Origin of the sequence: Cytobacillus firmus NBRC 15306 (genome assembly GCF_001591465.1) — a bacterium.
Classification (GTDB): Bacteria; Bacillota; Bacilli; order Bacillales; family Cytobacillaceae; genus Cytobacillus; species Cytobacillus firmus.
In genome coordinates this window covers 33,519-60,108 of sequence record NZ_BCUY01000001.1, presented here as the reverse complement: position 1 = coordinate 60,108, position 26,590 = coordinate 33,519, and the positions used below count along the sequence as shown (strand labels likewise).

At 42.5% G+C, this 26,590-nt stretch carries 29 protein-coding genes and 1 riboswitch; of the genes, 16 read left to right on the top strand and 13 right to left on the bottom strand.

What is annotated here, in order from left to right; all coding sequences use genetic code 11:
- The first annotated feature begins 16 nt into the window (after positions 1-16).
- Entirely contained in the window at positions 17-316 is a 300-nt protein-coding gene (locus BFI01S_RS00300; RefSeq protein ID WP_061790818.1) for a hypothetical protein, read from the top strand.
- 94 nt (positions 317-410) lie between these two features.
- Here the strand turns inward: BFI01S_RS00300 and BFI01S_RS00295 are convergent, their stop codons facing one another.
- The 5 genes from BFI01S_RS00295 to plsY form a co-directional block, all read right to left on the bottom strand.
- Positions 411-704: a HesB/YadR/YfhF family protein gene (locus BFI01S_RS00295; RefSeq protein WP_061790817.1), complete on the bottom strand. Its 294-nt coding sequence runs from the start codon at positions 702-704 to the stop codon at positions 411-413.
- Positions 705-807: 103 nt separating this feature from the next.
- Complete coding sequence (locus BFI01S_RS00290; protein ID WP_061790816.1) at positions 808-1,623, bottom strand: CPBP family intramembrane glutamic endopeptidase; 816 nt, start codon at positions 1,621-1,623, stop codon at positions 808-810.
- 66 nt (positions 1,624-1,689) lie between these two features.
- Complete coding sequence (locus BFI01S_RS00285) at positions 1,690-2,850, bottom strand: CapA family protein (RefSeq protein ID WP_061790815.1); 1,161 nt, start codon at positions 2,848-2,850, stop codon at positions 1,690-1,692.
- Between the two features lie 117 nt (positions 2,851-2,967).
- Complete coding sequence (locus BFI01S_RS00280) at positions 2,968-3,684, bottom strand: sensor histidine kinase (protein ID WP_061790814.1); 717 nt, start codon at positions 3,682-3,684, stop codon at positions 2,968-2,970.
- A 183-nt stretch (positions 3,685-3,867) separates the two neighbouring features.
- Entirely contained in the window at positions 3,868-4,452 is a 585-nt protein-coding gene (gene plsY, locus BFI01S_RS00275; RefSeq protein ID WP_061790813.1) for a glycerol-3-phosphate 1-O-acyltransferase PlsY, read from the bottom strand.
- Between the two features lie 195 nt (positions 4,453-4,647).
- Here plsY and BFI01S_RS00270 point away from each other — a divergent pair, with 195 nt between their 5' ends.
- The 3 genes from BFI01S_RS00270 (at position 4,648) to BFI01S_RS00260 (ending at position 8,394) form a co-directional block, all read left to right on the top strand.
- Positions 4,648-4,971, top strand: coding sequence for a DUF3243 domain-containing protein (locus BFI01S_RS00270; RefSeq protein ID WP_061790812.1), 324 nt, complete (start codon positions 4,648-4,650; stop codon positions 4,969-4,971).
- A gap of 130 nt (positions 4,972-5,101) precedes the next feature.
- Positions 5,102-6,544, top strand: coding sequence for a phospholipase D family protein (locus BFI01S_RS00265; protein WP_061790811.1), 1,443 nt, complete (start codon positions 5,102-5,104; stop codon positions 6,542-6,544).
- Between the two features lie 128 nt (positions 6,545-6,672).
- Entirely contained in the window at positions 6,673-8,394 is a 1,722-nt protein-coding gene (locus BFI01S_RS00260; protein ID WP_061790810.1) for a glycosyl hydrolase family 18 protein, read from the top strand.
- A 32-nt stretch (positions 8,395-8,426) separates the two neighbouring features.
- Here BFI01S_RS00260 and ade read toward each other — a convergent pair whose 3' ends face one another.
- The 8 genes from ade to BFI01S_RS00220 all read right to left on the bottom strand — a co-directional run bounded on the left by ade (position 8,427) and on the right by BFI01S_RS00220 (position 17,046).
- A complete protein-coding gene (ade, locus tag BFI01S_RS00255; RefSeq protein WP_061790809.1) occupies positions 8,427-10,163 on the bottom strand; it encodes an adenine deaminase in 1,737 nt (578 codons plus the stop codon).
- 38 nt (positions 10,164-10,201) lie between these two features.
- Entirely contained in the window at positions 10,202-11,569 is a 1,368-nt protein-coding gene (locus BFI01S_RS00250) for an NCS2 family permease (protein WP_061790808.1), read from the bottom strand.
- Between the two features lie 88 nt (positions 11,570-11,657).
- Entirely contained in the window at positions 11,658-11,972 is a 315-nt protein-coding gene (locus BFI01S_RS00245) for an XdhC family protein (protein ID WP_061790807.1), read from the bottom strand.
- Positions 11,951-12,784, bottom strand: a complete 834-nt coding sequence (locus BFI01S_RS00240) for an XdhC family protein (protein ID WP_061790806.1) — start codon at positions 12,782-12,784, stop codon at positions 11,951-11,953. Before BFI01S_RS00240 ends, BFI01S_RS00245 begins: the two co-directional genes overlap by 22 nt.
- 8 nt (positions 12,785-12,792) lie before the next feature.
- Positions 12,793-15,081: a xanthine dehydrogenase family protein molybdopterin-binding subunit gene (locus BFI01S_RS00235; protein ID WP_061790805.1), complete on the bottom strand. Its 2,289-nt coding sequence runs from the start codon at positions 15,079-15,081 to the stop codon at positions 12,793-12,795.
- Entirely contained in the window at positions 15,078-15,953 is an 876-nt protein-coding gene (locus tag BFI01S_RS00230; RefSeq protein ID WP_061790804.1) for an FAD binding domain-containing protein, read from the bottom strand. Before BFI01S_RS00230 ends, BFI01S_RS00235 begins: the two co-directional genes overlap by 4 nt.
- A gap of 4 nt (positions 15,954-15,957) precedes the next feature.
- Positions 15,958-16,554: a nucleotidyltransferase family protein gene (locus BFI01S_RS00225; RefSeq protein ID WP_061790803.1), complete on the bottom strand. Its 597-nt coding sequence runs from the start codon at positions 16,552-16,554 to the stop codon at positions 15,958-15,960.
- 3 nt (positions 16,555-16,557) lie between these two features.
- Complete coding sequence (locus BFI01S_RS00220; protein WP_061790802.1) at positions 16,558-17,046, bottom strand: (2Fe-2S)-binding protein; 489 nt, start codon at positions 17,044-17,046, stop codon at positions 16,558-16,560.
- Between the two features lie 181 nt (positions 17,047-17,227).
- Positions 17,228-17,325: riboswitch (purine riboswitch) on the bottom strand.
- A 230-nt stretch (positions 17,326-17,555) separates the two neighbouring features.
- On the opposite strand from BFI01S_RS00220, the gene BFI01S_RS00215 reads away from it, so the two are divergent.
- The 12 genes from BFI01S_RS00215 (at position 17,556) to BFI01S_RS00160 (ending at position 26,587) form a co-directional block, all read left to right on the top strand.
- Entirely contained in the window at positions 17,556-17,840 is a 285-nt protein-coding gene (locus BFI01S_RS00215; RefSeq protein WP_235831062.1) for a Na-translocating system protein MpsC family protein, read from the top strand.
- Between the two features lie 254 nt (positions 17,841-18,094).
- A complete protein-coding gene (locus BFI01S_RS00210; RefSeq protein WP_082804443.1) occupies positions 18,095-19,423 on the top strand; it encodes a nucleobase:cation symporter-2 family protein in 1,329 nt (442 codons plus the stop codon).
- A gap of 69 nt (positions 19,424-19,492) precedes the next feature.
- Entirely contained in the window at positions 19,493-20,953 is a 1,461-nt protein-coding gene (gene allB / locus BFI01S_RS00205; RefSeq protein WP_061790801.1) for an allantoinase AllB, read from the top strand.
- Between the two features lie 26 nt (positions 20,954-20,979).
- A complete protein-coding gene (locus BFI01S_RS00200) occupies positions 20,980-21,570 on the top strand; it encodes a cysteine hydrolase family protein (RefSeq protein WP_076256384.1) in 591 nt (196 codons plus the stop codon).
- Entirely contained in the window at positions 21,485-22,150 is a 666-nt protein-coding gene (locus BFI01S_RS00195; RefSeq protein WP_488168210.1) for a UbiX family flavin prenyltransferase, read from the top strand. Before BFI01S_RS00200 ends, BFI01S_RS00195 begins: the two co-directional genes overlap by 86 nt.
- Entirely contained in the window at positions 22,147-23,484 is a 1,338-nt protein-coding gene (locus tag BFI01S_RS00190; RefSeq protein ID WP_061790800.1) for a UbiD family decarboxylase, read from the top strand. The genes BFI01S_RS00195 and BFI01S_RS00190 overlap by 4 nt, the downstream gene beginning before the upstream one ends.
- Before the next feature lie 25 nt (positions 23,485-23,509).
- Positions 23,510-23,773 (top strand): BMC domain-containing protein, encoded by a 264-nt coding sequence (locus tag BFI01S_RS00185; RefSeq protein WP_061790799.1) that lies wholly within the window; start codon positions 23,510-23,512, stop codon positions 23,771-23,773.
- 32 nt (positions 23,774-23,805) lie between these two features.
- Positions 23,806-24,750 (top strand): hypothetical protein, encoded by a 945-nt coding sequence (locus BFI01S_RS00180; protein ID WP_061790798.1) that lies wholly within the window; start codon positions 23,806-23,808, stop codon positions 24,748-24,750.
- 89 nt (positions 24,751-24,839) lie between these two features.
- Positions 24,840-25,253 carry a BMC domain-containing protein gene (locus tag BFI01S_RS00175; protein ID WP_061790797.1) on the top strand — a complete coding sequence of 138 codons (414 nt, stop codon included), beginning with the start codon at positions 24,840-24,842 and terminating at the stop codon, positions 25,251-25,253.
- 23 nt (positions 25,254-25,276) lie between these two features.
- Positions 25,277-25,561, top strand: a complete 285-nt coding sequence (locus BFI01S_RS00170; protein ID WP_009334686.1) for a BMC domain-containing protein — start codon at positions 25,277-25,279, stop codon at positions 25,559-25,561.
- A 26-nt stretch (positions 25,562-25,587) separates the two neighbouring features.
- On the top strand, positions 25,588-26,295 hold the full coding sequence (locus BFI01S_RS00165) for a hypothetical protein (protein WP_235831061.1): 708 nt from the start codon (positions 25,588-25,590) through the stop codon (positions 26,293-26,295).
- Between the two features lie 13 nt (positions 26,296-26,308).
- The gene (locus tag BFI01S_RS00160; protein WP_048010084.1) at positions 26,309-26,587 is read left to right on the top strand and encodes a EutN/CcmL family microcompartment protein; all 279 of its coding nucleotides are present in this window, start codon (positions 26,309-26,311) and stop codon (positions 26,585-26,587) included.
- The last annotated feature ends 3 nt before the right edge of the window (positions 26,588-26,590 follow it).

Here is a 26,590-nt window from a genome sequence, read left to right as displayed (position 1 = left end):
AGGATGGAGAATAGAAATGGCATTCGGCCTTCGAAGAAAAGATCTTCAAGAATGGAAGAGGAAAATAGACCGTGGAGAAATTGCTTTTTTAACTCATTATTGGCTGGATGAGCGATTCCCTGGGTGTAAAACGGTCACAAAGGTCGGATGTTCTGATTTGAAGAAATTGATAGATTGGGGAGAATCGCATGGGCTTAAGCCAGAGTGGATTGATTATCGGACTGATGGCTACTCACACTTTGATTTAATTGGTGCGAGGCAGAAGGAAATCCTTAAAAAAGAGAAGCTATTGGAGCAGCTGGAACAGCTGGAATAAGAAAAGCGGAAGGCGCCCGGAGCTGGACAGTTATCCAGCTTCAGAAATTATTCTTATCTTCCGAAAAAAAAGAAGCAGGCGGTGTCTGCTTCTTTTACTCATTGTTATATTTGAATTCAGGTTCCTGTGCTTTTTCATTAAATGTCACGAATAAATCGTGATTATCAAAATACCATAAGTCCTTTTCTTCGATAAAGTAAGTAATTCCGTTTTTTTCGGTCTGCACTCCAGCGTCATGTGGCTGTTCATTCGAGACCCCTAGTGAAAATCCCTGCTGCACAGTGCTGCAGCCTCCATACCTTGCAAAAAAGCGGACATAGTCACCCTTTTTTAAGAGCATTTCTTCCTGATACCATTGGGCAGCCTGATCTTCGATATGTATGTTCATTTGAAATTCCTCCTCCTGGGTGATAGTCATATTATAGGCTAGTTTTTCCCTATGCGCGAATAAAATGTCTGCTGTATTTCTTTTTTGATGGCATTTGCAGCATTCAACTATCCCGAAAAGGTATTAATCCGCTTAAAATCATAAATACGTTCATGGCAATATGCCATATGAAAGCAGGAAAGATGCTTCGGGATTTCACTGTGACAGCGGCGTAAAATATTCCGCCGACAGCAAACAGCAGACACAAAATAAATGAGTAGCCAAGTATCATATGAGAAAAACCAAATGCCAGCCCGGAAAAAAGAACTGCTGCTTTTTCTCCTGACAGTTCAGCCATTCTGGATAAGATGATTCCTCTCCATAAAAGCTCTTCCATTATTCCATTTACAATTGAGAAGCCAATCAGGAATAGTAAAAAGTCCAATGAAAAGGAGTGTTCAGCAGAAAAAATTGAATAAGCAAATGAAGCAAAATTAATTATGACAGCAATGATAAGAAAATACTTTATTTTTATTGAGTGGAAGCCGCTCCATATAAAAGGGAAAAATATGAGGGAATTCCAATCCGGTTTCCGCAAATAGGGGATAGCCGATTTATTAAACTTTATTGAAATATAGACCAGCAGCAGGATCGGGATCACCAGAAGAAACCGATTCAATATCATTAAGATATAGTATGGAAGAGGCAGTGCATCAAGCAGCTTATCGCCATAAAGAAACAAAAGGCTGCCTGTTAAATATCCGGCAATGGTCCAGGAAAAAACACGCTCCTGCTTTGAGAGGAGCAATAAAAAAATGATAAGTCCAAACGAAAGTATGAAAGCTAAAGCGAAAAGCTTCAATTGAAAAAGCAATACGCCAGCGGTGAATACACTTAGCTGCAAAAAAGGAAGAGACTTATTAACGTAAGCGGTTTTCATAATCGAACCTCCCTGCATACAAGATATTTTACCATTTTTTACACAAAAAAAGCGCTATAAAGCGCTTCACTGAACATTTCCCATCATATGTTTCATAATTTCGGCAAATTTGGACTTTGCATGGGGTAAACCAAAGCTTGCAGCATCCTCGAGCGGCACGATCCGGTAATTTTTCAGCTGTTTATTGCTGACGTAGGTCGGGACGAAGCCAGGATCGGAAAGTTTGATATCCACCCCATTTTGATCAATATATTTTGTAACCTCCACGGTTGCAAGTCCGCCTATATCCTTATAATCGCGCATCTGTCCGGATAAGAAATTGCCAAGCGAGTATACGACCAATGACCGGCCGCCGTCTTTTCTGTCAATCCACTCCATAGGCTGAAGAACATGCGGATGGTGGCCGAAGATAATGTCAACACCTTCATTTACGAGAGTCTCAGCTAATCTCTTTTGCTCCTCTGTTGGCTGAAGCTGGTATTCATCTCCCCAATGCATACTCATCACAACGACGTCAGCTCCGTCTTTAGCCCGTTTAATTTCTTTTTTCATTGCGGTTTCATCAATGAGATTTACGAGGTAATCTTTCCCTGACGGAACGGGAATTCCGTTTGTGCCGTATGTATAAGAAAGATAGGCAACTTTAATTCCGTTTTTGCCGAGTATTTTCAAGGTTTGCTGCTCACTTGGTGTTCTGCTTGTTCCCACATGCGGCAATCCAATTTGGTCCATATAATCCAGAGATGCTCCCAAGCCCTTGACTCCCTTATCGAGTGAATGGTTATTGGCAGTTGAAACAATATCAACGCCTGCATCAATGAGAGCATTCCCCACTTCCTGAGGGCTGTTGAACATTGGGTAACTGGAAATCCCTATTTCGTGGCCGCCCAGAATAGTCTCCTGATTGGCAAGTAAGAGATCGGGCGTACTTAATAGCGATTTTGCATGTTCAAACATCGGTTTGAAATCATAGGCTGTTTTTGTTTTTGCATCATTATATACCCAATCATGTATAAGGATGTCTCCAATAGCTCCCAAGGTCACCCTTTCAATAAGGATTTTATTACCCTCGGCAGTTTCCCTGTTTTCAGCATGCAATTGAACAGATTTGGCTTCAGCTGCCTCTGCCTTATATTCAGTGTGCATTCTATAGATTAAGAGACCTGAGCAAATAAATAATGTGGTACAGAAAAAGGCAGATAGCAGGAAGGCTTTGTTGTTTTTCATAAAAATTAACCCCTTAATATAAAGCATCAGAATATATATATTAATAGACTAATTTTATTATGAATTTTTGCATTTTTCATCATTTTTCTGCAATTTTCCCATTCAAATTAAATGTTTTTATTTGCTAAATGCCATAGGAAGTTCAATTGTAAAAACACTGCCTTGTGAAAGTCTGGAATGGACTTTAATACTGCCTTTGTGTTCCTCTATTATTTTCCGGCATATGGATAGACCGATGCCAGTTCCTTTTTCTTTCGTTGTATAAAATGGCAAAAACAATCTGCTGATCGTTTCTTCTGTCATTCCCGGTCCATTATCCTCAATAATGATTTGGGTTTTCCGGCTGTTTGATTTAGCAGTCAGGCAAACCATTCCTTCTCCTGCATGAGCTTCTTCAAATGCCTCCAGTGCATTTTTAATTAAATTGGTCAGTACTTGCTTTATCTTATTAAGATCACCATAGATGGCGGGCTCTCCAGGACATAGGTTAACTGAAAGGTTTATATTTTTAATATTTGCCTGATTTTCGAAAGAAATCTTCATTTCCTGAATCAATGTGTTTAAGTCTATTTCCGTTTTCTTGTTTATTCCAGGTTTCGATGCATTTAGAAATTCATAAATCAGATCATTTGCCCTATTAATCTCATCAATCGCAATTTGGGCGTACTGTTCTTTGCCGATTTCAATTAAATAAGGCTTTAAGAGCTCCATAAATCCTTTTACTGTTGTCAGCGGATTTCTGATTTCATGGGCTAATGCTGCTGCCAGCTGCACTTCGCTTTCCTGGATTTTTCCTTCTGCTTTTTTTATATATCTCTTTTCTTCCTTTTCCATCTCATTATTCATCCTAACATTAGCGTTTTCGGCAAAAGGTAAGCCTAAACTAATGTATGGCGAAAGTTATCAATATATGTTCTTTTATGTATAAAAATTATTCATGCTATTAATAAAAAAATAATTTTCAATCAAAAAAAACAGCAGATAAAAAGTCTGCTGTTTTCCATTGACGGCTGGTTTTCAGCCAAGCCATGTTATTTTGGGCTCGGTTTTGTCCCTGATTCGTTTAATGTTTGCCCTATGCCTGTGAATAACAAAGAATCCCAGTATAGAAACGACTATTATCAAGGGTATGTCACCTAGTATAAGAGCGTAAATGATGGATGCTGCTGCTGCAAGAATAGAGGATAAAGACACATACTTGGTTATGTAAAGGCTTAAGAAGAAAACACCCAATATGATAAGAAACATTAACGGTACATAGGCTAATAGCACTCCGCCTGAAGTTGCCACTGCTTTTCCTCCGCGAAAACCGGCAAATAGAGGATACATATGTCCAATAACTGCAAAAACTCCGGCAATAAGCTGATGCATATCCGATCCAAAGAACAGGGGAAGGGATGCAGCAAGGGTGCCTTTTAAGATATCAGCTATGGTCACGATCATGCCGGCCTTAACTCCAAGAGTCCGGAAAGTATTGGTACCGCCTAAATTTCCGCTGCCATGCTCACGGATATCCACTCCATAAAAAAGTTTCCCTACAATTAAACCAGAAGGCAGGGAGCCAAGTAAGTAAGCTAAAATAATGATAATTCCATAAATCATAAAAACTCTCCTTCATACTTTCTATGTTAGTATATTGTACCATGTGAGCAAACCTGCATACCATGTGCAAATAAAAAGTTGTCCAATTTATTTCAGGGAGGTTTTTCAAACTCTCTGGCTTGTGTTTGATATGTTTGACATCGGGTATTAGTAGACTGTCACAGCAATCAAATCCATTTAAAGGAGAGATTCAGCATGGAACAAAATATGAATAACGTAAATGGACAAGCAGCCAATGTAGAGGGAAAGCTGGATAATATGGGGAGCGAAAAGAAAGATGAAATTCTTTCAAGCTTTGACGGATTTAAAGATTATTTAGGCGGAAAGGTTTCCATGGGACAGAAAATGGGCATGGATGAGGAGCAGCTTGCTAATACTGCTCAAAAGGCAGGCGATTATCTGGCTTCCAAAGAAGAGCCGAGAAACCGTGAAGAAAAGCTTCTTCAGGAATTGTGGAAGGTAGGAACAGAAGAAGAAAAGCATAAGCTGTCTCATATGCTTGTGAAGCTTGTTGGCTAAAAAATATATATTAATGGCGAAGGCACCGGCCTTCGTCTTTTATTTTGCTTGAAAGCGCATAGATGAGTTTACAATAGTCAAAAATGGTCTATATATAGTTATCGCAGTCTAAGGAGCAGGGGGAGTCTTGGTGAAAAAGGTTCTGAAAAAAGTAAATAGAAAAAAGGTATGGATACCTATTTTGAGCCTTGTGCTGGTATTGGCAGCAACCATCATCTATCAATCCAATAAATCATTGCCAAAAGGCCTTTCGTTCGAGGGGGACGTATATTCTGCAGAAGATGTTCAGTTCTTTTACGATTTAACATATGAAAAAGAAAATGGCAAAAGAGAAAGTGAACAGCAGATCTTTCAGCGCATTTTAGAAGCAATTGACGAGGCAGAGGATTTTTTAGTGATGGATATGTTTTTATTCAATGGCTTTAACGATGGTGATAAAAAATATCCGGATATTAGCGGGAAAATAACTGAAAAGCTGATTGAGAAAAAGCTCAGCCGCCCGAATATGAAGATTACCGTAATCACAGATCGAATTAACAGCACCTATGTATCGCATGAAGTTCCGGAATTCCGGGAACTTAAAGAGAATGGCATAAATGTGGTTTATACTTCATTAGTTCCTTTAAGGGATTCAAATCCAATCTATTCGGCATTTTGGCGTGTATTTATACAATGGTTTGGCCAGGCTGGTGAAGGCTGGCTGCCCAATCCGCTCGCAGAAAATGCTCCTAAGGTGACATTCCGGTCCTATCTCGATCTTATGAACATAAAAGCAAATCACCGGAAGGTTTTTGTGACGGAAAAATCAGGGATTGTAACATCAGGAAATCCCCACAATGCCAGCGGTTTTCATTCCAATATAGCGTTTGAAGTGAAAGGGCCTATCTTAGCTGATCTCGTAAAAACCGAGCAGGCAGTGGTCGATTATTCGGCATCCGGCAAACTGGCAGATTTCAAGCCTGAAAAAAACAAAAAAACTGGCCCGCTTAAGGTCCAAGTGCTGACTGAAGGCAAGATTTATAAACACATTCTTCAAGAAATCAATAAAGTCAAGAAGGGGGAAACCATCTGGCTTGGCATGTTTTATCTTGCTGACCGAAAAGTGGTTGATGGACTGAAAGAAGCAGCAGATAGGGGAGTAAAGGTAAAAATGATCCTGGATCCCAACCAGAACGCTTTCGGATCTGAAAAGATCGGGCTGCCTAATATACCTGTTGCAGCTGAATTGGACAAATTAGGCCATGATAACATAAAAATCAGATGGTACAATACGGGATTTGAGCAATACCATTCGAAAATCATGTATATAACCGGCAGAGAAAATAGTATGATCATAGCTGGTTCAGCTAATTTTACAAAAAGAAATCTGGACGATTTAAACTTGGAGACAAATTTAAAAATCAGCGCCCCTTCCCAAACCCGGGTTATAAAGGATGTCGACAGGTATTTTAATAAGCTTTGGAATAATAACGGAGCCATTTATACGAAGAATTATTCGTCCAATGAAAAAATGCCTGTGGCCAAATATATTACTTACAGACTGCAGAAGCTTACTCACTTTACAACATACTGACAAAAACATGAAACCTTTCTTATATAAATTCCGTTAATATAGGAGGGGTGAAATAATTGGAAAACATTCTAAATTTTCTTCCCATTTTTTGATAATTTCGTTACGATGAATGCAGGGGAGGAAAAGGAATGTATGAAATAGAAACAAGACCACAAAAGCCTCCCGCTAAAAAATTTATTTTTGCGGGGCTTTTGTTTGCTTTTTTACTGATAACCTCAAGCATATTCATGTTTTTATACCCTTTTGGTTCAAAGGAGAAGGCAGCTTACTTTAAAGGAAATCATCCGATTTTGTTTATGGGGAAACAGGCGGGAAATGCTTATATAGAAGGGGAAACGATCTACCTGCCATTAACTTTTTTGCGGGAATTTGTTGATGAAGCTATTATTTTTGATGAACATTCACAATCTATCATTATTGCCACTAAAAATAAAGTAGTGCAGATGCCATCTGAATCTTCGAGCTACCAGGTGAATGGAAAGTCTATGAAAATGGAGTATTCTGCGGTTAAACAAATAGAAGGAGAAAGGTATTTGGCGATTGAGCCCCTATTGGCTTTGTATCCAATAACTTATTCAATTCTCTCTGAAACAGGTGCCGTTTGGGTTAAAAAGAATGGAGATACCATTGCTGCCGGTAAAGTGCAGGAAAAAGATATTGATGAAGAATTGCTTCGGCTGCGGACGAAAGCCAGCCTGGGTTCACCATATACGGCCTCCGTATCTCCAAAAGAGAGTGTTTTTATTGAACAGGAAAAAGGAGACTACTATTTTATTAGGAAAGAAGACGGCAGAGCAGGCTATTTGAAGAAGCAATACATAAAAAAGGGCGAGAGCAAGGAGATAGCTATTTCCCTTGAAGAAACAGAAAATACAGTGCCTAAAATGGAAGGACCTATTCAGCTGACCTGGGAAGCTGTATATACCAAAAACCCGAATACTTCGAGCATCCCTAAGATGGCGGGCGTTAATGTCATTTCGCCAACATGGTTTGAGCTTGCGGACGGAAAAGGGACCATCAAAAACCTGGGTTCAAAGGATTATGCAAATTGGGCGAGAACACAGGGATACCAAATTTGGGGCTTGTTTTCAAATGCATTTGATCCTGTTTTAACACATGAAGCCTTCAGTTCTTTCGAAACAAGGCAGAATATGATCCGCCAGCTTATCCATTTCAGTCAAATATATAAATTAAACGGAATTAACCTCGACATTGAAAATGTTAACCCGGAGGACGGGCCATTTATAACACAGTTTGTGAGGGAAGCCACACCATTCTTTCATGAAGCAGGATTAGTGGTGTCAATGGATATCACCTTCATTTCATCAAGCGGCAATTGGTCGGCTTTTTATGAAAGGGATAAGCTTGCCCGGATAGCAGATTATATGGTTGTCATGGCTTATGATGAGCATTGGGGCAGCTCGCAGATTGCGGGAAGTGTTGCGAGCCTCCCGTGGGTGGAGGCAAACCTGAAACTTCTGCTCAAGGTTGTGCCCAATGATAAATTAATATTGGGTGTGCCTTTATATACAAGATTATGGGAACAACAATCAAATGGGGATGTCTCTTCCAAAGCCCTTTCGATGAGCAAAGTGAAAGAATGGCTCAGTCAAAATAAAATTACTCCGGTATACGATCCGGTAAGCGGGCAAAATTATGCGGAGTATTATTCAAAAAAAGAGAAAATCACATATAAAGTGTGGCTTGAAGATGAAATTTCATTGACAAAACGGGCTGAATTGGCAAAGAAGTATAATTTAGCCGGTGTTGCAAGCTGGAGCAGGTACTTTGCGGATGAAACAGCCTGGTCTGCCTTAACTTTAACTAATAAGGAAGCCGCTAAAAAATGAAAGAAAGGCCGGGAACTCACGGCCTTATTTTTCTATGCCTCGGCTTTAATGTGGCTAAAGGATCTTACAGAGAATAAACCCTTATCAGTTAATTTGAGTTCAGGGATAACCGGAAGCGCTAAAAATGAGAGCGTTAAAAACGGGTTGAAATCCATGCTGCAACCGATTGTCATAAGTGCGTCATTCAATTGAGATAAACGTGAATAGACGAATGAGGATTCCTGGCCGGTCATAAGTCCCGCAATAGGCAGGGGCAGTTCGGCAAGAATTTTCCCATCCTGGACAACAGCAAGGCCGCCACTCATTGCTGCGGTATGCTTAATGGCAGCCAGCAAATCCTCATCAGAAGTGCCTGCTGCGACAATGTTATGGGAATCGTGGGCAACTGTTGAAGCGATACCGCCTCTTGTGATCCCTAATCCTTTTACAATGCCAAGTCCAATGCTGCCTGTGCAATTGTGGCGCTCCACAACAGCCAGCTTTAAGAGATCTCTATGAGGATTTGGGTGGAAATAGCCATCAATTGAATCGGCCTTTTCCACTAGGTGCCTGGTCACGATGCTGTTCGGTATAATGCCTATTATATTGCAGTCACCCTTCCCAATGCTGATGCTTAAATCTTCATCGTTCAGGCTGCTGATTTTGACACTGTTCAAGATGGGTTCTGCAGGTGCAATTCTGTTTGGAACAGAATTCTTCATGAACCCGTTTTCTGCAGCAAGTATTCCGGTCTTTAATACTTTATCAACCTTTACATTCCTGAGATCACTAAGAAAAATCAGGTCGGCTTCATAACCGGGAGCAATAGCCCCTTTATCTTTCAGGCCGAAGCATTCTGCTGCATTCAGAGTAGCGATTTGTATGGCAAGTATAGGATCCATCCCTTCCTTTATGGCCATTCTGACATTATGATCAATGCTGCCTTCATTGATCAGGTCATCCAGATGCTTGTCATCCGTAACAAATAAACAGCGCCGTGCGTTTTGTTCGCTGACAGATTTGAGAAGTGACAATAAGTCTCTTGCCGCAGAACCTTCCCGCAGCATAACATACATCCCTTTGCGCATCCGGTCCAGTGCTTCTTCAGGATTAATGCATTCATGGTCTGTTTTTATGCCGGCTGCCATGTAAATATTGATTTCATCCTCATTAAGACCTGCTGCGTGCCCATCAATGCATTTCCCTTTGCTATAGGCTGCTTCCAGTTTTTTCAGCATTCCATCATCGTTGTTCATAACAGCGGGATAATCCATAACTTCACCGAGCCCCAGCACTCTTGGGTGACTGTAATAATTTTCGAGATCCGTGTCACTGAGGGAAGCGCCGGCATTTTCAAATGGAGTTGCAGGGACACAGGATGGAAGCATAAAAAATACATCGAGCGGAATATCTTCTGAAGATTCCAGCATGAAATCAATGCCGTCAGTTCCGCTGACATTGGCTATTTCATGAGGGTCTGCAATCACAGTCGTCACTCCATGCGGGAGGACAACATTACTGAACTCGGCAGGAGTCACCATCGCCGACTCAATATGGACATGCCCATCAATAAAGCCGGGGGCGATATAGCTGCCCCGGGCATCAATAATTTCCTTGCCTTCATAGCTTCCTAAGCCAGCTATAAATCCATCTGCAATTGCTATGTCTTCCTCAACGATTTCACGTGTAAATACGTTTATAACTTTTCCGTTTTTAATAACCAGATCGGCAGGAGTTCTTTTGGCCGCCACATCAATTCTTTTTCGTAACGTTTCAATGGTAAGCTTCATTTGGACTCCTCGCTTTTTAAAAAATGGCCATCATCAGATTAATGTCCGCCCATTATGAAATTAATAATAAAGGCAGCACTGACAAAATACATGATCCAATGGATTTGCTTATGCTTGCCTGTAAGAAGCTTAAGCAGTGTGTAAGAGATAAAGCCGAATGCCAGTCCCTGTGCAATACTGAAAGTTAATGGCATGAGAAAAATCGTTAAAAATACAGGAATAACATCCGTAAAGTCATCAAAGCTTATATGTTTTATTTCACTAAGCATTAAGGCGCCAACAAGAATAAGAATAGGCGCAGTGGCGACGGACGGTATGAAATAGATGAGCGGAGCAAAAATGAGCGACAGGAAAAATAGTACAGCTACAGTTAAAGCAGTTAAGCCAGTGCGTCCGCCTTCCGAGATCCCTGTGGCGTTTTCCACATAAGCGTTTAAGGCAGTGCTTCCGAAGGCTGCACTTGCCATCGTTCCAACTGCATCTGCCTGAAGGGCACGATCCAGGTTTTCAATTTTTCCATTTTCATCTGTGAGGCCAGCTTTTCTTGATAATCCGATGAGGGTAGCTAAATTGTCAAATAATTCTACAATCGTAAAGGAGAAAATGACTGAGATGATGCCATATTTTACTGCTCCCATAATGTCCATAGCCAGAAACGTCTCAGACATGCTTGGGAGATTGAGTGACACGATATCACTTACGGCTTTTGGGTAGGCAATGAAGCCAATAATCATGGCTGCTGCACTTGTACCCAATATACTGATAAGCAGGGCGCCTTTTACTTTCTTTGCCAACAGGAGGGCGGCAATAATTAATCCGAATAGGGCTAGAAGCGGCCCCTTGCTTGTGATGCTTCCCAGGCCGACAAATGTAGCTTCATTTGCGACTACAAGTTCTGCATTTTTTAACCCGATAAAAGCAATGAATAAACCAATTCCAACGCCTATAGCTGACTTTAAGACATCCGGTACACCATCTACAATCTTCTGACGGACTCCCGTAACTGTCAAAATTAAAAACACAATCCCCGAAATAAATACCGCTCCAAGGGCTGTTTGCCAGGAAAGTCCCTGACCAAGTACAACTGTGTAGGCAAAAAATGCATTCAGCCCCATGCCCGGGGCGACTGCTACAGGAAAATTTGCCCACAGTGCCATTAGAAGAGTACAGAAGACACTTGCGTAAATAGTTGCAGCCAATGCGGCTTCTTTTGGTATTCCAGCGTCAGCTAAGATAATCGGATTGACAAAGATGATATAACTCATTGTCATAAATGAAGTAATGCCTGCCAGTATTTCTGTCTTTACATTTGTGTTCCGTGCGGAAAGCTTAAAGAGCCGTTCTAATAGGTTCGCATTAGAGGCAGGCGGGAGGCCCGACCCAAGATCCTTTTCAATCATCGACATGAAAGGTCACTCCTTATTCATGGTTAATGTTCATCCTGAGACACGAACTGACTTGACCATGGAATAGGCGGGAGATCTATTTTCTTAGTTAGATGGGTTCAATAAAAACATCCATAATTCCACCGCATATTCCGCCATCTTCATAAAACAGCCCTTTTGTTAAATCAACGCGCTTTTGACTTGGGGTATTTGTTTGTATGACCTGGAAAGCCTTCTCAATTACTTCTGCTTCGCCGCAGCCTCCGCCAATTGTTCCTTCTATTCTTCCGCATGGGAACACAATCATCCGGCTTCCGGTTTTTCTCGGGGTAGAGCCCTTCGTGCGGATAATTGTGGCAAGTGCTGCTTTCTCACCTCCTTTCCTGATATCGAGGGTGCGCTTTATAAGCTGCAATTGGTCCATTTGCCAGCCCCCTCATGGAAACCCATTTTTGCATATCTTTTTATTTGCGAACTTAAGGAATCGCCGGATTTTTGATTTTTCACTTTCAGAATTTCTGCCATGATGCTGACTGCAATCTCTGCAGGAGTTTCAGCTCCAATATCGAGACCCACAGGGGTGTATAAATTTTCAAAGCTTTCATCCGGAAAATCCTGCTGAAGTTCTTCGAATACACCCGAAATGCGTCTTCTGCTGCCGATCATGCCAATATATCCTGCCTGACATTCCCTTTTTAAGAGTTCATTCAAACTGAGAACATCATACTTATGTCCCCGGGTAAGAAGGAGAATATAAGTTTTTTCCGTAATGTCGACATGCCGGAAATAATCCAGATAGGATTGGCAAACCACTTCATTTGCATTTGGAAAGCGTTCTCTGTTTGCAAACTCTTTCCGGTCGTCTATTACGGTCACGAAAAATCCAAGCAAACGTCCCATTTCTGCCACGGGTTCACATACATGACCCGCACCTGCGACTATCAAATGGAGCGGAGAAGGGAAGTACTCAGCAAAACATTCAACCAAACGATCCTTCCACATAAATCTCACAGTCCCGGACCGTTTTTTGGTGACCAGTTTATTGCATTGTACCGCTAATAATTCCATCACATTCAGGGGCAGAAGGGAGGCTTCGGTGCAGAAATCTCCGTCTGGCCATAATAAAGCTTTGGCTCCGATGAGCTTTTCATCAGGATATTCTGTTATGGTCAGCAGAAATGTGTCTTTGCGGTTATTGATTGACTCTTCTAATTTTGCAAATAAATTGCGGCTCATCAATAGGATCACCTTGAGGATTGGACTTTTTGTTTTTTGAGATCTTTCAATGCATTAAACACTCTTTCGGGAGTAGCGGGCAGATGGCAGATTCTGGCTCCTGTTGCATCATATATGGCTGACATGATAGCCGCAATAATCGGAATCATCACCACTTCTCCAATTCCCTTTGCCCCAAAGGGCCCTGATTGTTCGGGCTCTTCTACCGGAAAGGTCTCAATCAAAGGAGTCTCGCGAATAGTAGGGATGATATAATCAGTGAAATTCCGCGTTTTATGATATCCATTTTCGATCAGTACATCTTCATAGAGGGTATAGCCGATGCCCATTACGGCTCCGCCTTCAGTCTGGCCCTCCAGCCCCTGCGGATTAATGACTCTGCCTGCATCCGGGATGGATACAACCCGCAGAACTTCCGTTTCACCTGTTAAAGTATCAACTTCCACCATCACTACATGTGTCAAATATCCGTATAAATGGTGGGGAGCACCGCCGGAACCTTTGATTTCTTCTTTTTCTTTCGGCAGGTAGAAGTGTCCTTCTACTCTAGTTGCCTGATGATGATCATAAAGGTATTTATAGATAGACTTATAAGGTATGATCTCTCCATGGGCGGAAATATGGTTCGGTTTTAAGTCAATTTGAGAAGAATCTAAATTCAGCATTTCAGCAGCAGTTTGAATAAGAAGCTCAGTCATCCTGGGTGCTGCCGCCGCAACAGCTCTTCCCCCGGTATAGGTGGAGCGGGAGGCAGTTACAGTACCGCCATCAAGTGTTTTTTGTGTATCACCTTGAACGATTTTGATATTGCTGATATCACAGTTCAGCATTTCAGCGGCTATCTGGGCATAGGCGGTGCTGTTGCCTCCTCCGATCTCCTCGCAGCCCACACCTACAAGGAATGTTCCATCCGGCAGCAGTTCAATAGAGGCGGCTCCATAGTCAGGAAGGCCAATACCCATACCGATGCCATGAAAGGATGTTGCCACGGAAACTCCCCGTTTTTTCCATGGCTCACTTACTTCGGATTTATACTTTTCCCGGTTCTTCCACAGATCGCAATTCTCTGCTGTCTCCAGGGTTTTATAGGTGCCAACACTGGATTTGACAATATGGCCGACACTTGAAACTTCCCCCTGGTGATAGACATTTTTTTTGCGCAATTCGATAGGGTCCATTCCCAGCTTTTCTGCAATCATGTCCATATGTGTTTCAATTCCCATGCATACCTGATTGACTCCAAAGCCTCTGAAAGCACCGGCAATGCCATTATTGGTATACACACAGAAGCCCTCGAGATCCACATTGGGAATTTTATAAGGGCCGCATGAATGTTCGATCGCCAATGCAATGACTGCCCCTCCAAGTGATGCATAAGCGCCTGTGTCTCCTATGGCTTTAACCTGATTGGCAAGAAGTGTCCCGTCTTTTTTAGCAGCGGTCTTCATCTGGACTTTAAAAGGATGCCTTTTTATGCCCGCAATGACAGACTCTTCCCGGCTCAAATGGATTTTTACAGGCCGTCCCTTTGTATGCAGTGCAAGGAGGGCAAGGTATATTTGAACCGTGATCTCATCCTTTCCGCCGAAGGCACCGCCAATTGGGCTTGAAATGACTCTTATTCTTTCAGGATTATAAGCCAGGGACCGCGCAATCTGCATTCGATCGCGGTATGCGTACTGGCCAGGGCAGCGAATCGTTAGGAACCCTTCGTCATCCATTACCCCCCAGCCGCCTTCTGTTTCGATAAAAGCATGCATTTGCCGGGGAGAGTAGAAGGTATTCTCTACAATGATGTCAGCTTCCTCGAAGGCCTTCTCAATGTTTCCGTTATTAATTTTGACATGGCTGTGCAGATTGCCATCCGGATGAAGCTTCGGAGCAGAATCTGTCAGGGCATATTCAGCATCTGCAACAACTTCAAGGGGCTCAAAGTCCACTTTAATTAAACTCAGTGCCTGCTCGGCGATTTCCAGTGTTTCTGCAGCTACCAGGGCTACAGCGTCCCCTGTGCACCGGACGACATCAGAACACAGAACAGGCTGGTCGGGAACCACAATCCCAAATCCATTAAAGCCGGGAATATCTTTATGGGTTAGTACACATATAACACCAGGCAGATTTTTGGCTGCTTCAATATCAATGGAATTAATTTTTGCATGCGGATACTCAGACCGCAGCACTTTGCCCCAAACCATATTGTCAAAATGGTAATCGGTCATATATTTTAATTCTCCGGTTACTTTTTCCGGGCCATCAATTCTTTTCACCCTTTTTCCAACCCATTTGGTGTTCAATGGTTATTCCACCTCCTGATTAAACGGTATAATCCTCTTTCCAATAAAGCGCTCGCCATATCCCTTCTATATGTAGCAGTTGCTCTTCCATCTGTGATGGGCATGACCTCTTTCCAGGCAATTTTGGCGATATTCCGGATTAATTCATCATTAAGCGTTCCCAGGGGAAGCATAGATTCACACTTGCGTGCCCGGATAATAGTTGGTGCCACAGATCCGAAGGCGATTTTTCCTTCCCGGCATTTCAGGTCCTGGTCCAATGTGAGTGAAATAGCAACATTCACAATGGAAATAGATTGTGCTTTGCGGGGGCCGAGCTTCTGGAAAATGCCTATTTCATTTGGTTTTTGCGGTTTTATAAGGATTTTTGTGATCATTTCATTTTCTTTTAAAACTGTCCTGCCGGGGCCAAGTATAAACTCTTCGATTGGAATGATTCGTTTAGTCGACAGAGAGGTGAGTTCAAGCCTTGCTCCAAGAACATACAAAGCCGGAAGGGTATCGCCTGCAGGAGAGGCAGTGCCAATATTGCCGCCGATTGTTCCCATATTCTGCATCTGGGTGGCGCCAACTTCCCTTGCTGCATCCACGAGAACATCCGCTTTTCTTTGCAGGAGCGGAGAATGAATAATATCCGTATGGGTGGTCAAGGGGCCAATATAAATACAATCTTCACTTTCTTCGATATACCGCAGCTCATGTAAGTTTTTTATATTGATCCAAATCTCCGGCCGCCATTTGCCTTCCTTCATCCGGACTGCAGCATCTGTACCGCCTGCTATCAATCTATGGATCCTGCCTTCCTTCGATAGCTGCATCAGACATTCGGGTAGAGAGGAAGGGGTAATCATGTCAATCTCTGAAACAAGCATCGAATTACCTCCCAGTATATTTTTTTAGTGCAATTTTATAATCTTCCTGATGATTCAGGTTGAGATGAATCTGCTCATTTTCCACTGGCAACTCAAGTAGAAATTTCTCATGCTCCTGAATTACATGTCTCAAGCCCATTTTCTCTTCCTTTATCGATAAAAGCTCGTTCCTCAGTCGGGACGAAAAGAGGATTGGGTGTCCTCTTTTGCCTTGGTGGCTGGGAACTGCAATCAGGCAGCGGCTGTTTCTAAGATTCCCGGCGAGTTTATTAATGATGACAGGATGAAGCGGCTGGTCCACGGATGTAATCAGAATCGTTTCTGATAACGTGTCTGCAGCTTTCACCCCTGCAATGATTGACGAGCATTTACCGTCTTGAAAATGTTCATTTATTACCAATTTTGCAGAATGCTTTTTTCCGATTGAAAGGAATTTTTCAGCTTCATATCCCAAAACAACTACAATATCTGTGAACACCGATTTTCTGAGAGTGTTCAGCTGATGCTCGAATAATGTTATACCATTCCATGGCAGCAGTCCTTTTAGAGTACCCATTCTGCTGGACTGGCCTGCGGCAAGCAAAATCGCTGTATGTGTCATGGATTATCGGATTGTTTCCGGCTCGGATATTTTTTGGCTGGCAGCTGTCTGAACGGCCTTAATAATTTTGGTATAGCCTGTACAGCGGCATAGGTTGCCTCCTAATGCGGTTTTAATTTCCCCAACGGATGGAACATGGTCAATTCCATCCAGGAAAGCTTTTGCTGATACGATGATTCCCGGAGTACAGTACCCGCATTGTGTTGCTCCTTCGGCAATAAATGATTCCTGAATCACATCCAGATTTGGTGATAATCCGACTCCTTCACAAGTAGTGATCACCTGGTTTTCCGCCTGACCAGCGAGAATAAGACAGGAACATACAACCTCATTCTTGATTAAAACAGAGCATGAGCCGCATTCTCCCTTTCCGCAGCATTCCTTGCTGGCAGTCAAACCCAGATCTTCCCTCAAAACATCAAGGAGCGGTTTCGCAGGCGGGCAAAGGACCGTACATTCCTTTCCATTAACAATAAATTGAATACTTTTCAAATCTTCGCCTCCTAATAGATTTCGATACTATAATGGCAATGAAAAAATAGTGTGAGCAGTTTGTAGGGATATTAGCCTGGCGAGCAAGCAGGGGTATTTAAATTATGATATTATGCTTCTTCTTCTAAATTGACTAATAAGCACAAAAAAATTCCTGCACAAAAGGTACCTGTACGAAGTCCACAGGAAATATACCTTTCGTAGATAGGAATTCCGGTTCCCAGTAGAAACCCTCAAACCGATTATTGAGGTTATACGAAAAATTCTATTTAATTTTTCATGGTGCTGAAGGGAGGTTTTATTGGGACAATTATAGAAATATAGGGGGAGTTGATTTGTAGTGTAATAGTTAAGCTAATATTTTGTCAAGTACGAATTTTCTGAAAAAAAGATATTGACTTATAAAATAGCCTTGTTTAATATAGTGATTAACAGGAGGATTACATGACTGTTTCTACCTCAAAATTATCTCAGACCAAAAAAAAGATCTCGCTTTTCTCTATAATCGTGTGAACCAGGAGATCTATGGAACAGGCGTAAAAAAACAGCGTATTGAAACTTTTGATGATAGAGTCATCATATTTGCCCAGCATAAGCGTGTTCAGGCACTGCATATGCTGAGCCAGAACTTCCATCACCTGACCATTTCGGTTGATTCAGCATTGATTGTTGAATTCAAATCGCTTTTTAAAGGGATGATTGAAGATGCTCTTCATTTGAAAGTCAAAACGATTTTAAAAGATTATGATCCTGTTACTGAAGAAGCATGCACCATTATTTATTTTGAAGAATAGCAGTTTTACATTATGTTTGGGAAAGCTGTGCATGACGCAGTTTTTCTTAAACCTGAATATAGGAGCGGTTCCTTTGTCTTTTGTTTAACGGAAGCTGAATGAAACCGCAGTAATAGAACATCTATGGTTTGCTATGATGTTATCTATTGCTGCGGTTTTTTTTATACAGATATTTCTTTTGGGAGGTGATGCCGTTTTTAAAAAGCTGGAGTAGGCTATGGCATAACAAAGAATTAAACCTGGGGGGAAAATCTTTGGAAAAGCTAAATCCTTGGAAGGTAGGGACTTTGGGATTTCAGCATGTGCTAGCCATGTATGCAGGTGCTGTCATTGTACCGCTGATTGTGGGACCGGCAATTGGGCTTAATGCCCAGCAGCTTGCTTACTTAATATCGATTGATTTGTTTACCTGCGGGATTGCTACATTGCTTCAAGTTATAGGGGGGAAGCATTTTGGCATTAGGCTGCCTGTCATTCTGGGATGTACTTTTACAGCAGTCGGCCCGATGATTGCCATCGGAAATTTGCAGGGCATTACTGCCATTTACGGGGCTATTATTGCTTCAGGTATTATCGTCATGATCCTATCACAATTTATGAGTAAAATTATGAGGTTTTTCCCGCCGGTCGTTACCGGTTCAGTCGTCGCTATTATCGGGGTATCACTGATTCCTGTTGCCATGAATAATGCTGCAGGCGGGCTGGGATCACCTGATTATGGAAGTTCGAAGAATCTCTTCCTGGCTGCATTTACACTGGTGCTGATTATTTTAATGAACAGGTTTTTTAAAGGCTATATGAAAGCGATTTCTGTCCTGCTGTCATTGGTGGCCGGGACAATAGCAGCTTATTTTATGGGGATCGTCAGCTTTGCCGAAGTCAGCCAGGCTTCCTGGTTTCATGTTGTTCAGCCGTTTTATTTCGGATTCCCCACATTCAATGCCTCAGCCATCCTTACGATGACTTTAGTAGCGATTGTGAGCATGATTGAATCTACTGGGGTATTTCTCGCTCTCGGAGATGTCTGTGAGAGAAAGCTGGACTCTAAAGACATAAAAAAAGGGCTGCGTGCAGAAGGACTGGCTGTTGTTATAGGGGGCATTTTTAACGCGTTTCCTTATACGTCCTTTTCACAGAATGTGGGACTGGTAGCATTGACTAAAGTAAAAACGAGAAATGTTGTTATCGCAGCTGGCGTCATATTAATGATTCTGGGCCTTTTGCCTAAAGTGGCTGCCCTGACTACGATTATTCCTATGGCTGTTCTTGGGGGAGCAATGATCCCAATGTTTGGGATGGTTATCTCATCGGGAATCAGAATGCTTTCTGCAGTGGATTTCAGCAAAAATGAAAACTTGCTTATTGTTGCCTGTTCAATAGGAATCGGACTTGGTTCAGCAGTTGTACCGCAGATTTTTGAGAGTCTGCCGACAAGTGCACGCCTGCTGGTTGAAAATGGAATCGTACTGGGAAGCATCACAGCAATTTTATTAAATTTGGTATTTAATTATAAAGATTTAAATATAAGTGAAAGTGAAAGAATCGAACAGCTGAAAGGAGATCACTCAGCTGAAATGATTTAATAGCATCTGCTGTAACCATTGCCTCTTATTTTGAGGCAGAAATCAAATTAATAGATAGGAGCAATGTAAATGGATTTAATTCTGAAAAATGCAAATATTCCGCAGGGAGATCGTAAGGTTTTAACGAATATTCTAGTAAACGAGGGAAAGATTGTCGGCTACACGAATGATATTTCTTTTCTGAATGCAGCCAAGGTTATTGATATTCAAGGGAAATTAGTTGTTCCAGGCTGTATTGATCCACATACCCACTTTATGGATCCCGGGTTTACTCACAGAGAAACATTTGCAACCGGCAGCCGTTCTGCAGCAGCTGGAGGCTTGACAACCATTATCGATATGCCATGCTGCAGCAAGCCATCTGTTAGGGATGGGGATAGCTTCAATAAAAAAATCGGTCCAATCAGGGATCAGGCTTATATTGATTACTGCTTCTGGGGCGGCATGACAGGTGAAGATGCACGTGAAGGCTGGATTGATAATATTTACCCTCAGATCGATCAGGGAGTTGTTGCATTTAAAGTTTACATGACTCCTTCTGTGCCTACCTTCCCTAAAGTATCTGACGCAGAAATGCTGGAGATTTTTAAAAACGTTGCAAAAACCGGTCTTCCTATTGGTGTTCATGCTGAAAACTACGATATCTGCACATTCAATTCGAAAAAACTTGAAAAAGAAGGCCGCCTTGACGGACCGGCATGGGCTGAAGCTCGTTCAAGCCTCGCTGAGAAAGTGGCCATTGAACTGATTCTCAGCTTCGCGGAAGCTACAGACGCACGTGTACATGTCGTACATATGAGCACAAAGGAAGGCGTCGAACTGGTTAAAGCTGCAAAGAAGCGTGGTGTCAAGGTTACAGCTGAAACCTGCCCTCACTACCTTGTTTTAAATGCTCAGGATTCCATGTCAGAGCGGGGCTCCTATGCCAAAATTGCTCCTCCGCTGCGAGGAAAAGAGGATAACGAATCCCACTGGCAGGCACTGGCTGATGGAACAATCGACTTTGTCGGAACTGACCATGCTCCATATGAAATTGCCACCGAAAAGGATTATCCCGGTGCAACGATCTGGAACACCTTCCCTGGCATTCCTGGGGTAGAAACAATGGTGCCGATCCTTGTCAGTGAAGGGTTAAATAAAGGCCGTTTATCTCTATCAAGATTTGTCGAAGTAACGAGCCGAAATGCCGCCATTCATTATGGCATTTATCCTAAGAAAGGCTCAATGGAAATTGGCAGTGATGCAGATTTCACGGTTATTGATCTGGAAAAAGAATATGTAATTGATGAGCAGAAAACAGAATCAATGGCTAAATACAACCCGCTGCATGGCATGAAACTAAAAGGTAAGCCAGTCCAGACCATTATCCGCGGAAACGTGGTCTTTGAAGAAGACAAAGGGATTGTCGGAGAAGCTGGATATGGTGAGTATGTTCCGCGCCAAAGCATCCAGAGGCTTGAGAGAACATTTAAGTATGAAAAATATGAAGCGGTAAATGTGAAAACTAAAGATCCTGTAGCACAGCAATAAATATATATCGAGGGAGGCAGAACGGATTGGAACTTAGGGGAAAAAAACACTGTGTAGTCATTATTGATATGTTAAACGACTTTATCGGCGAAAAAGCAGCATTAAGGTGTGAAAATGGCGAAAAAATCGTTCCTAAAATTCAAGAGCTTATTGAATTCGCACATGATCACAATATCCAGGTTGTGCATGTTCAGGAGGCTCACAGAAAGAATGACCGTGATTTCCGTGTAAGACCTGTCCATGCCATAAAGGGAACCTGGGGTTCGGAATTCATTCCAGAGCTTCAGCCGGATGAGAGCAAAGGAGACTATGTGGTCCAAAAGAGGCGGCATAGTGCATTCAGCTACACCGATTTTGATCTCTTCCTGAGAGAAGAAGAAATTGATACGGTTGTCCTTACTGGAGTCTGGACCAATGTATGTGTACGCAGTACCGCCTCTGATGCCTTGTATCATGGCTATAATGTGATTTGCGTTTCAGATGCCACCGCTTCACAGGATGATGATATGCACGTATCTGGTCTAAGAGACATTGACATTTTCGGAGATATATTATCAACAGAAGAATACAAAGAACTGGCTAAAAAGAAATTCTCCCAAGACGAATCCGTTGTCTAACTCTTCTCAAGTTCCAAGGAAAAAACGAATTTTAGTGGGCATAACCGGAGCAAGCGGATCATTGTATGCATATACACTGATCCGTGCTCTTCATCAATTAGAGATCGAAACGCATTTAATTGCTACGGAGATGGGAGAAAAAGTAATGCAATTTGAATGCGGGATCAAGATGGACGAGCTGAAGGAGTATGCCGCTATCCACAGTAACCGGAATCTTTTCGCTGCGGTTGCCAGCGGATCCTTTAAAACAGACGGAATGGTGATTGTGCCATGTTCGATGAATACATTAGGGGCGATTGCCAATGGGGTCGGCGATACGCTTCTAAGCAGGGCTGCCAGTGTGGTTTTAAAGGAGAATAGAAAGTTTATTATTGTTCCGAGAGAAGCTCCTTTTAATTTGATTCACCTGCGCAATATGACTCTCCTTGCTGAGAGCGGTGCTTGCATAATGCCAGCATCTCCAGGCTTTTATCATAAGCCGACGGAAATTTGGGAGCTGGCCAACTTTATGGTGGCGAGGATATTGGACATGCTGGATATTGACCATGAGCTCTTGGAGAGATGGGGGGAAAAGGCATGAACCCTGTAACAATGAGGGCTTTGCTGGATAGATGGGATAGCATGGGACTTCTTCATCGGGTGAAAAAAGAGGTGGACCCTCTCTACGAACTGGGAGCAGTGATTAATACGAGAAATGGCAGACAGCCTTTTTTATTTGAAAAAATCAAAGGCTATCAATCTACCATGGCTGCCGGTTTGGGAGGAGATAGAGAGCTGATGGCAGACAGCATGGGAATCTCCTCATCTGAACTTATTCCTAAAATCATCGAATCAATTGTTAATCCTATTCCGACAACCTTAAGGCAAACTGGTCCTGTGCAGGAGAATCTTGTGACCGGGGAATTTGATCTGGCAGATTTGTTTCCTATCCCAACCTATCATGCTGAAGACTCAGGTGCTTATTATGTAGCAGGAATTCTGGTGGTTAATGACTTATCGGGCAGAAAAAGGTATACCTCGATTCGCAGGATGCAATACCTCGGCGGCAATCGAACAAACATTCTCATAACATCCCCGGAGCTGATGGAGCAATATGCCCATTATGAAAGCATCGGCGAACCGATGGAAGTGGCTGTTATGTTTGGGGTGGTTCCAGCTGTTGTCTTAAGTTCTCAGATCAGTACACATTTGTATCATACCGACAAATTGGATGTAGCAGGTGCACTGCTTGGCCAGTCTCTGGATGTCGTTCAGTGCAAAACGGTCGATTTGGAAGTGCTGGCTGATGCGGAAATTGTTCTGGAAGGCAAGATGCTTCCATTTGAAAGAGAACTGGAAGGTCCGTTTGGCGAACTGGCCGGTTATTATGGCACCAGAACGCCACAGCCGATAGTAGAATTTTCAGCCATTACTTACCGGAATAACGCTATCTCACAGACTATTTTTCCATCAAGTTATGAAGAAAGGCTGCCAATGGCGCTTGTCAGGGAAGCTACACTTTTAAGCACCGTCAGGCAAGTTGTTCCAAATATCAAAGCGGTACATATCCCGATGGGCGGGGTGGCTCGCTATCATGCAGTCATACAAATTGAGAAGAAACATGATGGTGACGGAAAACAGGCAGCACTTGCAGCTTTTGCTAGCGATAAGGATTTAAAGCATGTGGTTGTTGTGAATGATGACGTCGATATCTTTGATTCGGATGATGTTGAATGGGCTATAGCGACAAGAGTACAGGCGGGGGATGATATTTTTATCGTACAGGGTGCGAAGGGGTCACCGCTAGAGTCTTCCCATCATTTAAAAGGAGTCAGTGATAAGATGGGCATCGACGCAACCTATCCGCTTGGAAAAGAAGAGTTATTTAAAAGGACTTCAATCCCCATTGAAGTGAATCTCGAAGACTATCTTTAAGCTTTTGCAGTAGAGGAGGTCCAAAATGAAGGCAATTGGTCTGATAGAAACAAGAGGCTTGACAGCAGCTATTGAAGCGCTCGACTCAATGGCAAAAGCAGCAAATGTCAGCTTAGTTGATTTAAAGAGAGTCGGATCCGGTCTTGTCACCGTCATTATTGAAGGGGATGTGGCAGCAGTCACAGCTGCTGTTGAGGTTGGGAAGACTGCTCACACCATGGCTGGAGGAGAACTGGTCTCGGCTAATGTTATACCCCGCCCTCATTCAGAACTTCGTAAAATTCTATAAGAAGATGTTCCAAAAGTGGAGGTGCATAATGTGTGTCTGACTTTATTAAAAGTGTTGTAGAAGAAGTAATGAAGCCTTACAGCAAGCCAAAAGTAAATCCTGTTAATGGGGCTCCCAACTTGTCCCCGCCCCGCAGCCAGCCGGGATTGAAGTCGGCTATACCGGACATAAACCGGCCTAATTATCAGAAGGAAAAAATGAATAAAAGAATAGCTGTTAATCATGCAGAATCATCCAAGGCTGCTAATCCACACCCGAACGTTAGAAGACAGACAGTTTCACTTTCTTCACCCAAGCTTTCCGCTAAAGAAAAAATTGCACAGCTTCAGACCCTGTCCCTGGCACAAGGGAAACAGCGGGTTTCTGCTGAAACAAAACCTGGCCGAAATGCAAGAGAAAGCCAGCTTGTCGGACAAACGCCGGAGGGTGTGAAAGTCTGGATGTTCTCAGATCTTCACCCCACATTGGAAGGCTCCTTTCAGCGGGAATTAAAAACAGCCTCAATCGGGGTAGTGACTTCAGAAAAATGTTCGCCCGGACAGCTTTTTTTACTGAATGACCTTTTAAGAGAGTTTCCGTCTTTAAAATATTGCCTGTCTTGGGACAAAAACAGCGGGCAATCCTTTTCGCTGGAGATTTATGAAGAGGATGATGGCATACTGTTGAACGCTTTAAAGAGCTTCTTTAAAAAACTTTCCCGAAAAATATTTAAAACGATTACAGCACATAAAGAAAAGTCCCCCAGTCCATGGCTTACAAAACAATTGGGGCTAAACTCGTCAATTGGCGGTGTCGCTGTCATTGAAGGAATCGACTATTATTCCAGCATTTTGCTCCTTGACCGGCACATGAAAAAAAGTACGGACGAACACATCAAATTTTTGATAGAGAAGAAATATGTGCTTCTTCACGGTCAGTTTGATGAGGTATCCCGGATCACGGATCTTCTTTGCAAGGAATACGAAAGGATTAAATAAGGCTTGGCCAGCAGCACAGTCACAGATCTGCTCAATAATTCCTGAAAATTTAGCCGGTCTGACAATTTCATAGGAGGAGGATTCTTCAGTTGCAAGCATTGGGTTTGATTGAAACCGTTGGTTATTCAACAGCAGTTTCTGCAGCAGATGCAGCCGTAAAAGCAGCAGATGTAGAAATTGTAGGAATTGAAAAAGTAATAGGAGTGGATGGCTACCTGGGCGTCACAATTCATTTTAACGGCGATGTTGCGGCTGTAAAGTCTGCAGTCGATGCCGGTGTGAGTTCAGCAGAGAGAATAGGAAAAGTAATTTCTGCTCATGTTATCCCGCGTGCACATAGTGAAGTGGCAGGGAAGCTGCTTCCGCAATTTAAGCTGAAAGAAATGCATCTGGAAACAGATGCTGAAAAAGAGTATAAAACCGAAGAAGAGCCGAATGGAAAAAAGCTAGCTAAAGAACTGAATGAACTTAACGAAAATGATAATGACAAACCATCAGTTTAATAAACTTAAGGAGGAAACACACAATGGGTGAAGCATTAGGATTAATCGAGACGAAAGGTCTTGTCGGCGCAGTTGAGGCAGCGGATGCAATGGTTAAGGCAGCAAATGTGGAGATCTGCGGATATGAAAAAGTGGGATTTGGTCTTGTAACAGTCATGGTCAGAGGAGATGTCGGAGCCGTTAAAGCTGCCACTGATGCAGGTGCTGAAGCTGCCAGCAGAGTAGGAGAACTCATCTCAGTCCATGTCATTCCAAGACCGCACAGCGAAGTTGAAAGAGCTCTATTATCAAAAAATATCGGTGAATAAGTATGATCAGTAAAAAGCAGAGTGTTATGGCAAAAAACACTCTGCAGGAGCTTTACATGCGTAACGAAAAAAGCAGAGGCAGAAAACCACATATCCTGGCTCTATTAACCTCTCATATGATTGGAATGGAACCGGGATTTTCTTACTTGCAAAAGTTAATACAGGAAGATATTACACTTAGGATGGCTGCTGAAGAAGAAATGCTTACCCAATTTCCGCTTGAGGAGTTAGTTTCTCTGACCGGAAATGACGATTGGATCTCTGCTTCCATGATTAATGATCAGCTTCTTGATCATTTTGATGAAATTCTTTTGCCTATTCTATCATTTTCTCTGATAGCAGATCTATTGAACTTTAACGAACAAAGGCCTTTGGTGCGGATTATACTAATGGGTTTATTAAAAGGGAAACGGGTCACGGCTTTGAAGGCTGGAGGCGATCCTTTCAGTCAGTATTGGAAACTGAAAGGAATGGATAAAGGGCCGGACATATTAAAAAGAAAGCTTAATGGGCAGATGGCAGAGCTGAAGGTGCTTGGCATAAGATTAATAGATTTCAATGATAGGGCAGACTTTGCTGTTCATCAAATGAAGAAAACGGTTATTTCCGATGAGACAGTCCGGTTTGCCTATTTGAGCAAGCTTAATCAGCTGACTGTTCCAAAAGGGGCTATCATAACCCCCCTGGCAAGAGATACAGCAAAGGAACTTAAGATCGATATTATTTTACATTAAGGAGTAGGTCTTTATGCAAATGGGAATAGTGGTTGGGCGTGTCACTGCCACAAGAAAAGATGATAATCTGGTAGGCACAAAACTATTAATTACCCAGCCTATAGGATTGGACGGCTCAATGTTACCGAACCCCATTATAACCGTTGATACTGTTGGTGCCGGCATTGGCGAGAAGGTCATCTATGTGACTGGAAGCATGGCATCAAGAGCGGTTCAGAATAAAGATGCTCCTATCGATGCTGCCATTATTGGAATTATTGACAGTGTAGAAGGAATGGAAACAGGGGGTTAATAA

What these genes read in the sequence shown, in the direction of transcription:
- BFI01S_RS00160 (WP_048010084.1), top strand. Translation starts at nt 26,309, where the DNA reads ATGCAAATGGGAATAGTGGTTGGGCGTGTCACTGCCACAAGAAAAGAT.
- BFI01S_RS00290 (WP_061790816.1), bottom strand. Translation starts at nt 1,623, where the DNA reads ATGAAAACCGCTTACGTTAATAAGTCTCTTCCTTTTTTGCAGCTAAGT.
- ade (WP_061790809.1), bottom strand. Translation starts at nt 10,163, where the DNA reads ATGAAGCTTACCATTGAAACGTTACGAAAAAGAATTGATGTGGCGGCC.
- BFI01S_RS00190 (WP_061790800.1), top strand. Translation starts at nt 22,147, where the DNA reads ATGAACCCTGTAACAATGAGGGCTTTGCTGGATAGATGGGATAGCATG.
- BFI01S_RS00300 (WP_061790818.1), top strand. Translation starts at nt 17, where the DNA reads ATGGCATTCGGCCTTCGAAGAAAAGATCTTCAAGAATGGAAGAGGAAA.
- BFI01S_RS00230 (WP_061790804.1), bottom strand. Translation starts at nt 15,953, where the DNA reads ATGCTTGTTTCAGAGATTGACATGATTACCCCTTCCTCTCTACCCGAA.
- BFI01S_RS00260 (WP_061790810.1), top strand. Translation starts at nt 6,673, where the DNA reads ATGTATGAAATAGAAACAAGACCACAAAAGCCTCCCGCTAAAAAATTT.
- BFI01S_RS00240 (WP_061790806.1), bottom strand. Translation starts at nt 12,784, where the DNA reads ATGAGCCGCAATTTATTTGCAAAATTAGAAGAGTCAATCAATAACCGC.
- BFI01S_RS00225 (WP_061790803.1), bottom strand. Translation starts at nt 16,554, where the DNA reads ATGACACATACAGCGATTTTGCTTGCCGCAGGCCAGTCCAGCAGAATG.
- BFI01S_RS00245 (WP_061790807.1), bottom strand. Translation starts at nt 11,972, where the DNA reads ATGGACCAATTGCAGCTTATAAAGCGCACCCTCGATATCAGGAAAGGA.
- BFI01S_RS00170 (WP_009334686.1), top strand. Translation starts at nt 25,277, where the DNA reads ATGGGTGAAGCATTAGGATTAATCGAGACGAAAGGTCTTGTCGGCGCA.
- BFI01S_RS00165 (WP_235831061.1), top strand. Translation starts at nt 25,588, where the DNA reads ATGGCAAAAAACACTCTGCAGGAGCTTTACATGCGTAACGAAAAAAGC.
- BFI01S_RS00280 (WP_061790814.1), bottom strand. Translation starts at nt 3,684, where the DNA reads ATGGAAAAGGAAGAAAAGAGATATATAAAAAAAGCAGAAGGAAAAATC.
- BFI01S_RS00285 (WP_061790815.1), bottom strand. Translation starts at nt 2,850, where the DNA reads ATGAAAAACAACAAAGCCTTCCTGCTATCTGCCTTTTTCTGTACCACA.
- BFI01S_RS00250 (WP_061790808.1), bottom strand. Translation starts at nt 11,569, where the DNA reads ATGTCGATGATTGAAAAGGATCTTGGGTCGGGCCTCCCGCCTGCCTCT.
- BFI01S_RS00295 (WP_061790817.1), bottom strand. Translation starts at nt 704, where the DNA reads ATGAACATACATATCGAAGATCAGGCTGCCCAATGGTATCAGGAAGAA.
- plsY (WP_061790813.1), bottom strand. Translation starts at nt 4,452, where the DNA reads ATGATTTATGGAATTATCATTATTTTAGCTTACTTACTTGGCTCCCTG.
- allB (WP_061790801.1), top strand. Translation starts at nt 19,493, where the DNA reads ATGGATTTAATTCTGAAAAATGCAAATATTCCGCAGGGAGATCGTAAG.
- BFI01S_RS00270 (WP_061790812.1), top strand. Translation starts at nt 4,648, where the DNA reads ATGGAACAAAATATGAATAACGTAAATGGACAAGCAGCCAATGTAGAG.
- BFI01S_RS00185 (WP_061790799.1), top strand. Translation starts at nt 23,510, where the DNA reads ATGAAGGCAATTGGTCTGATAGAAACAAGAGGCTTGACAGCAGCTATT.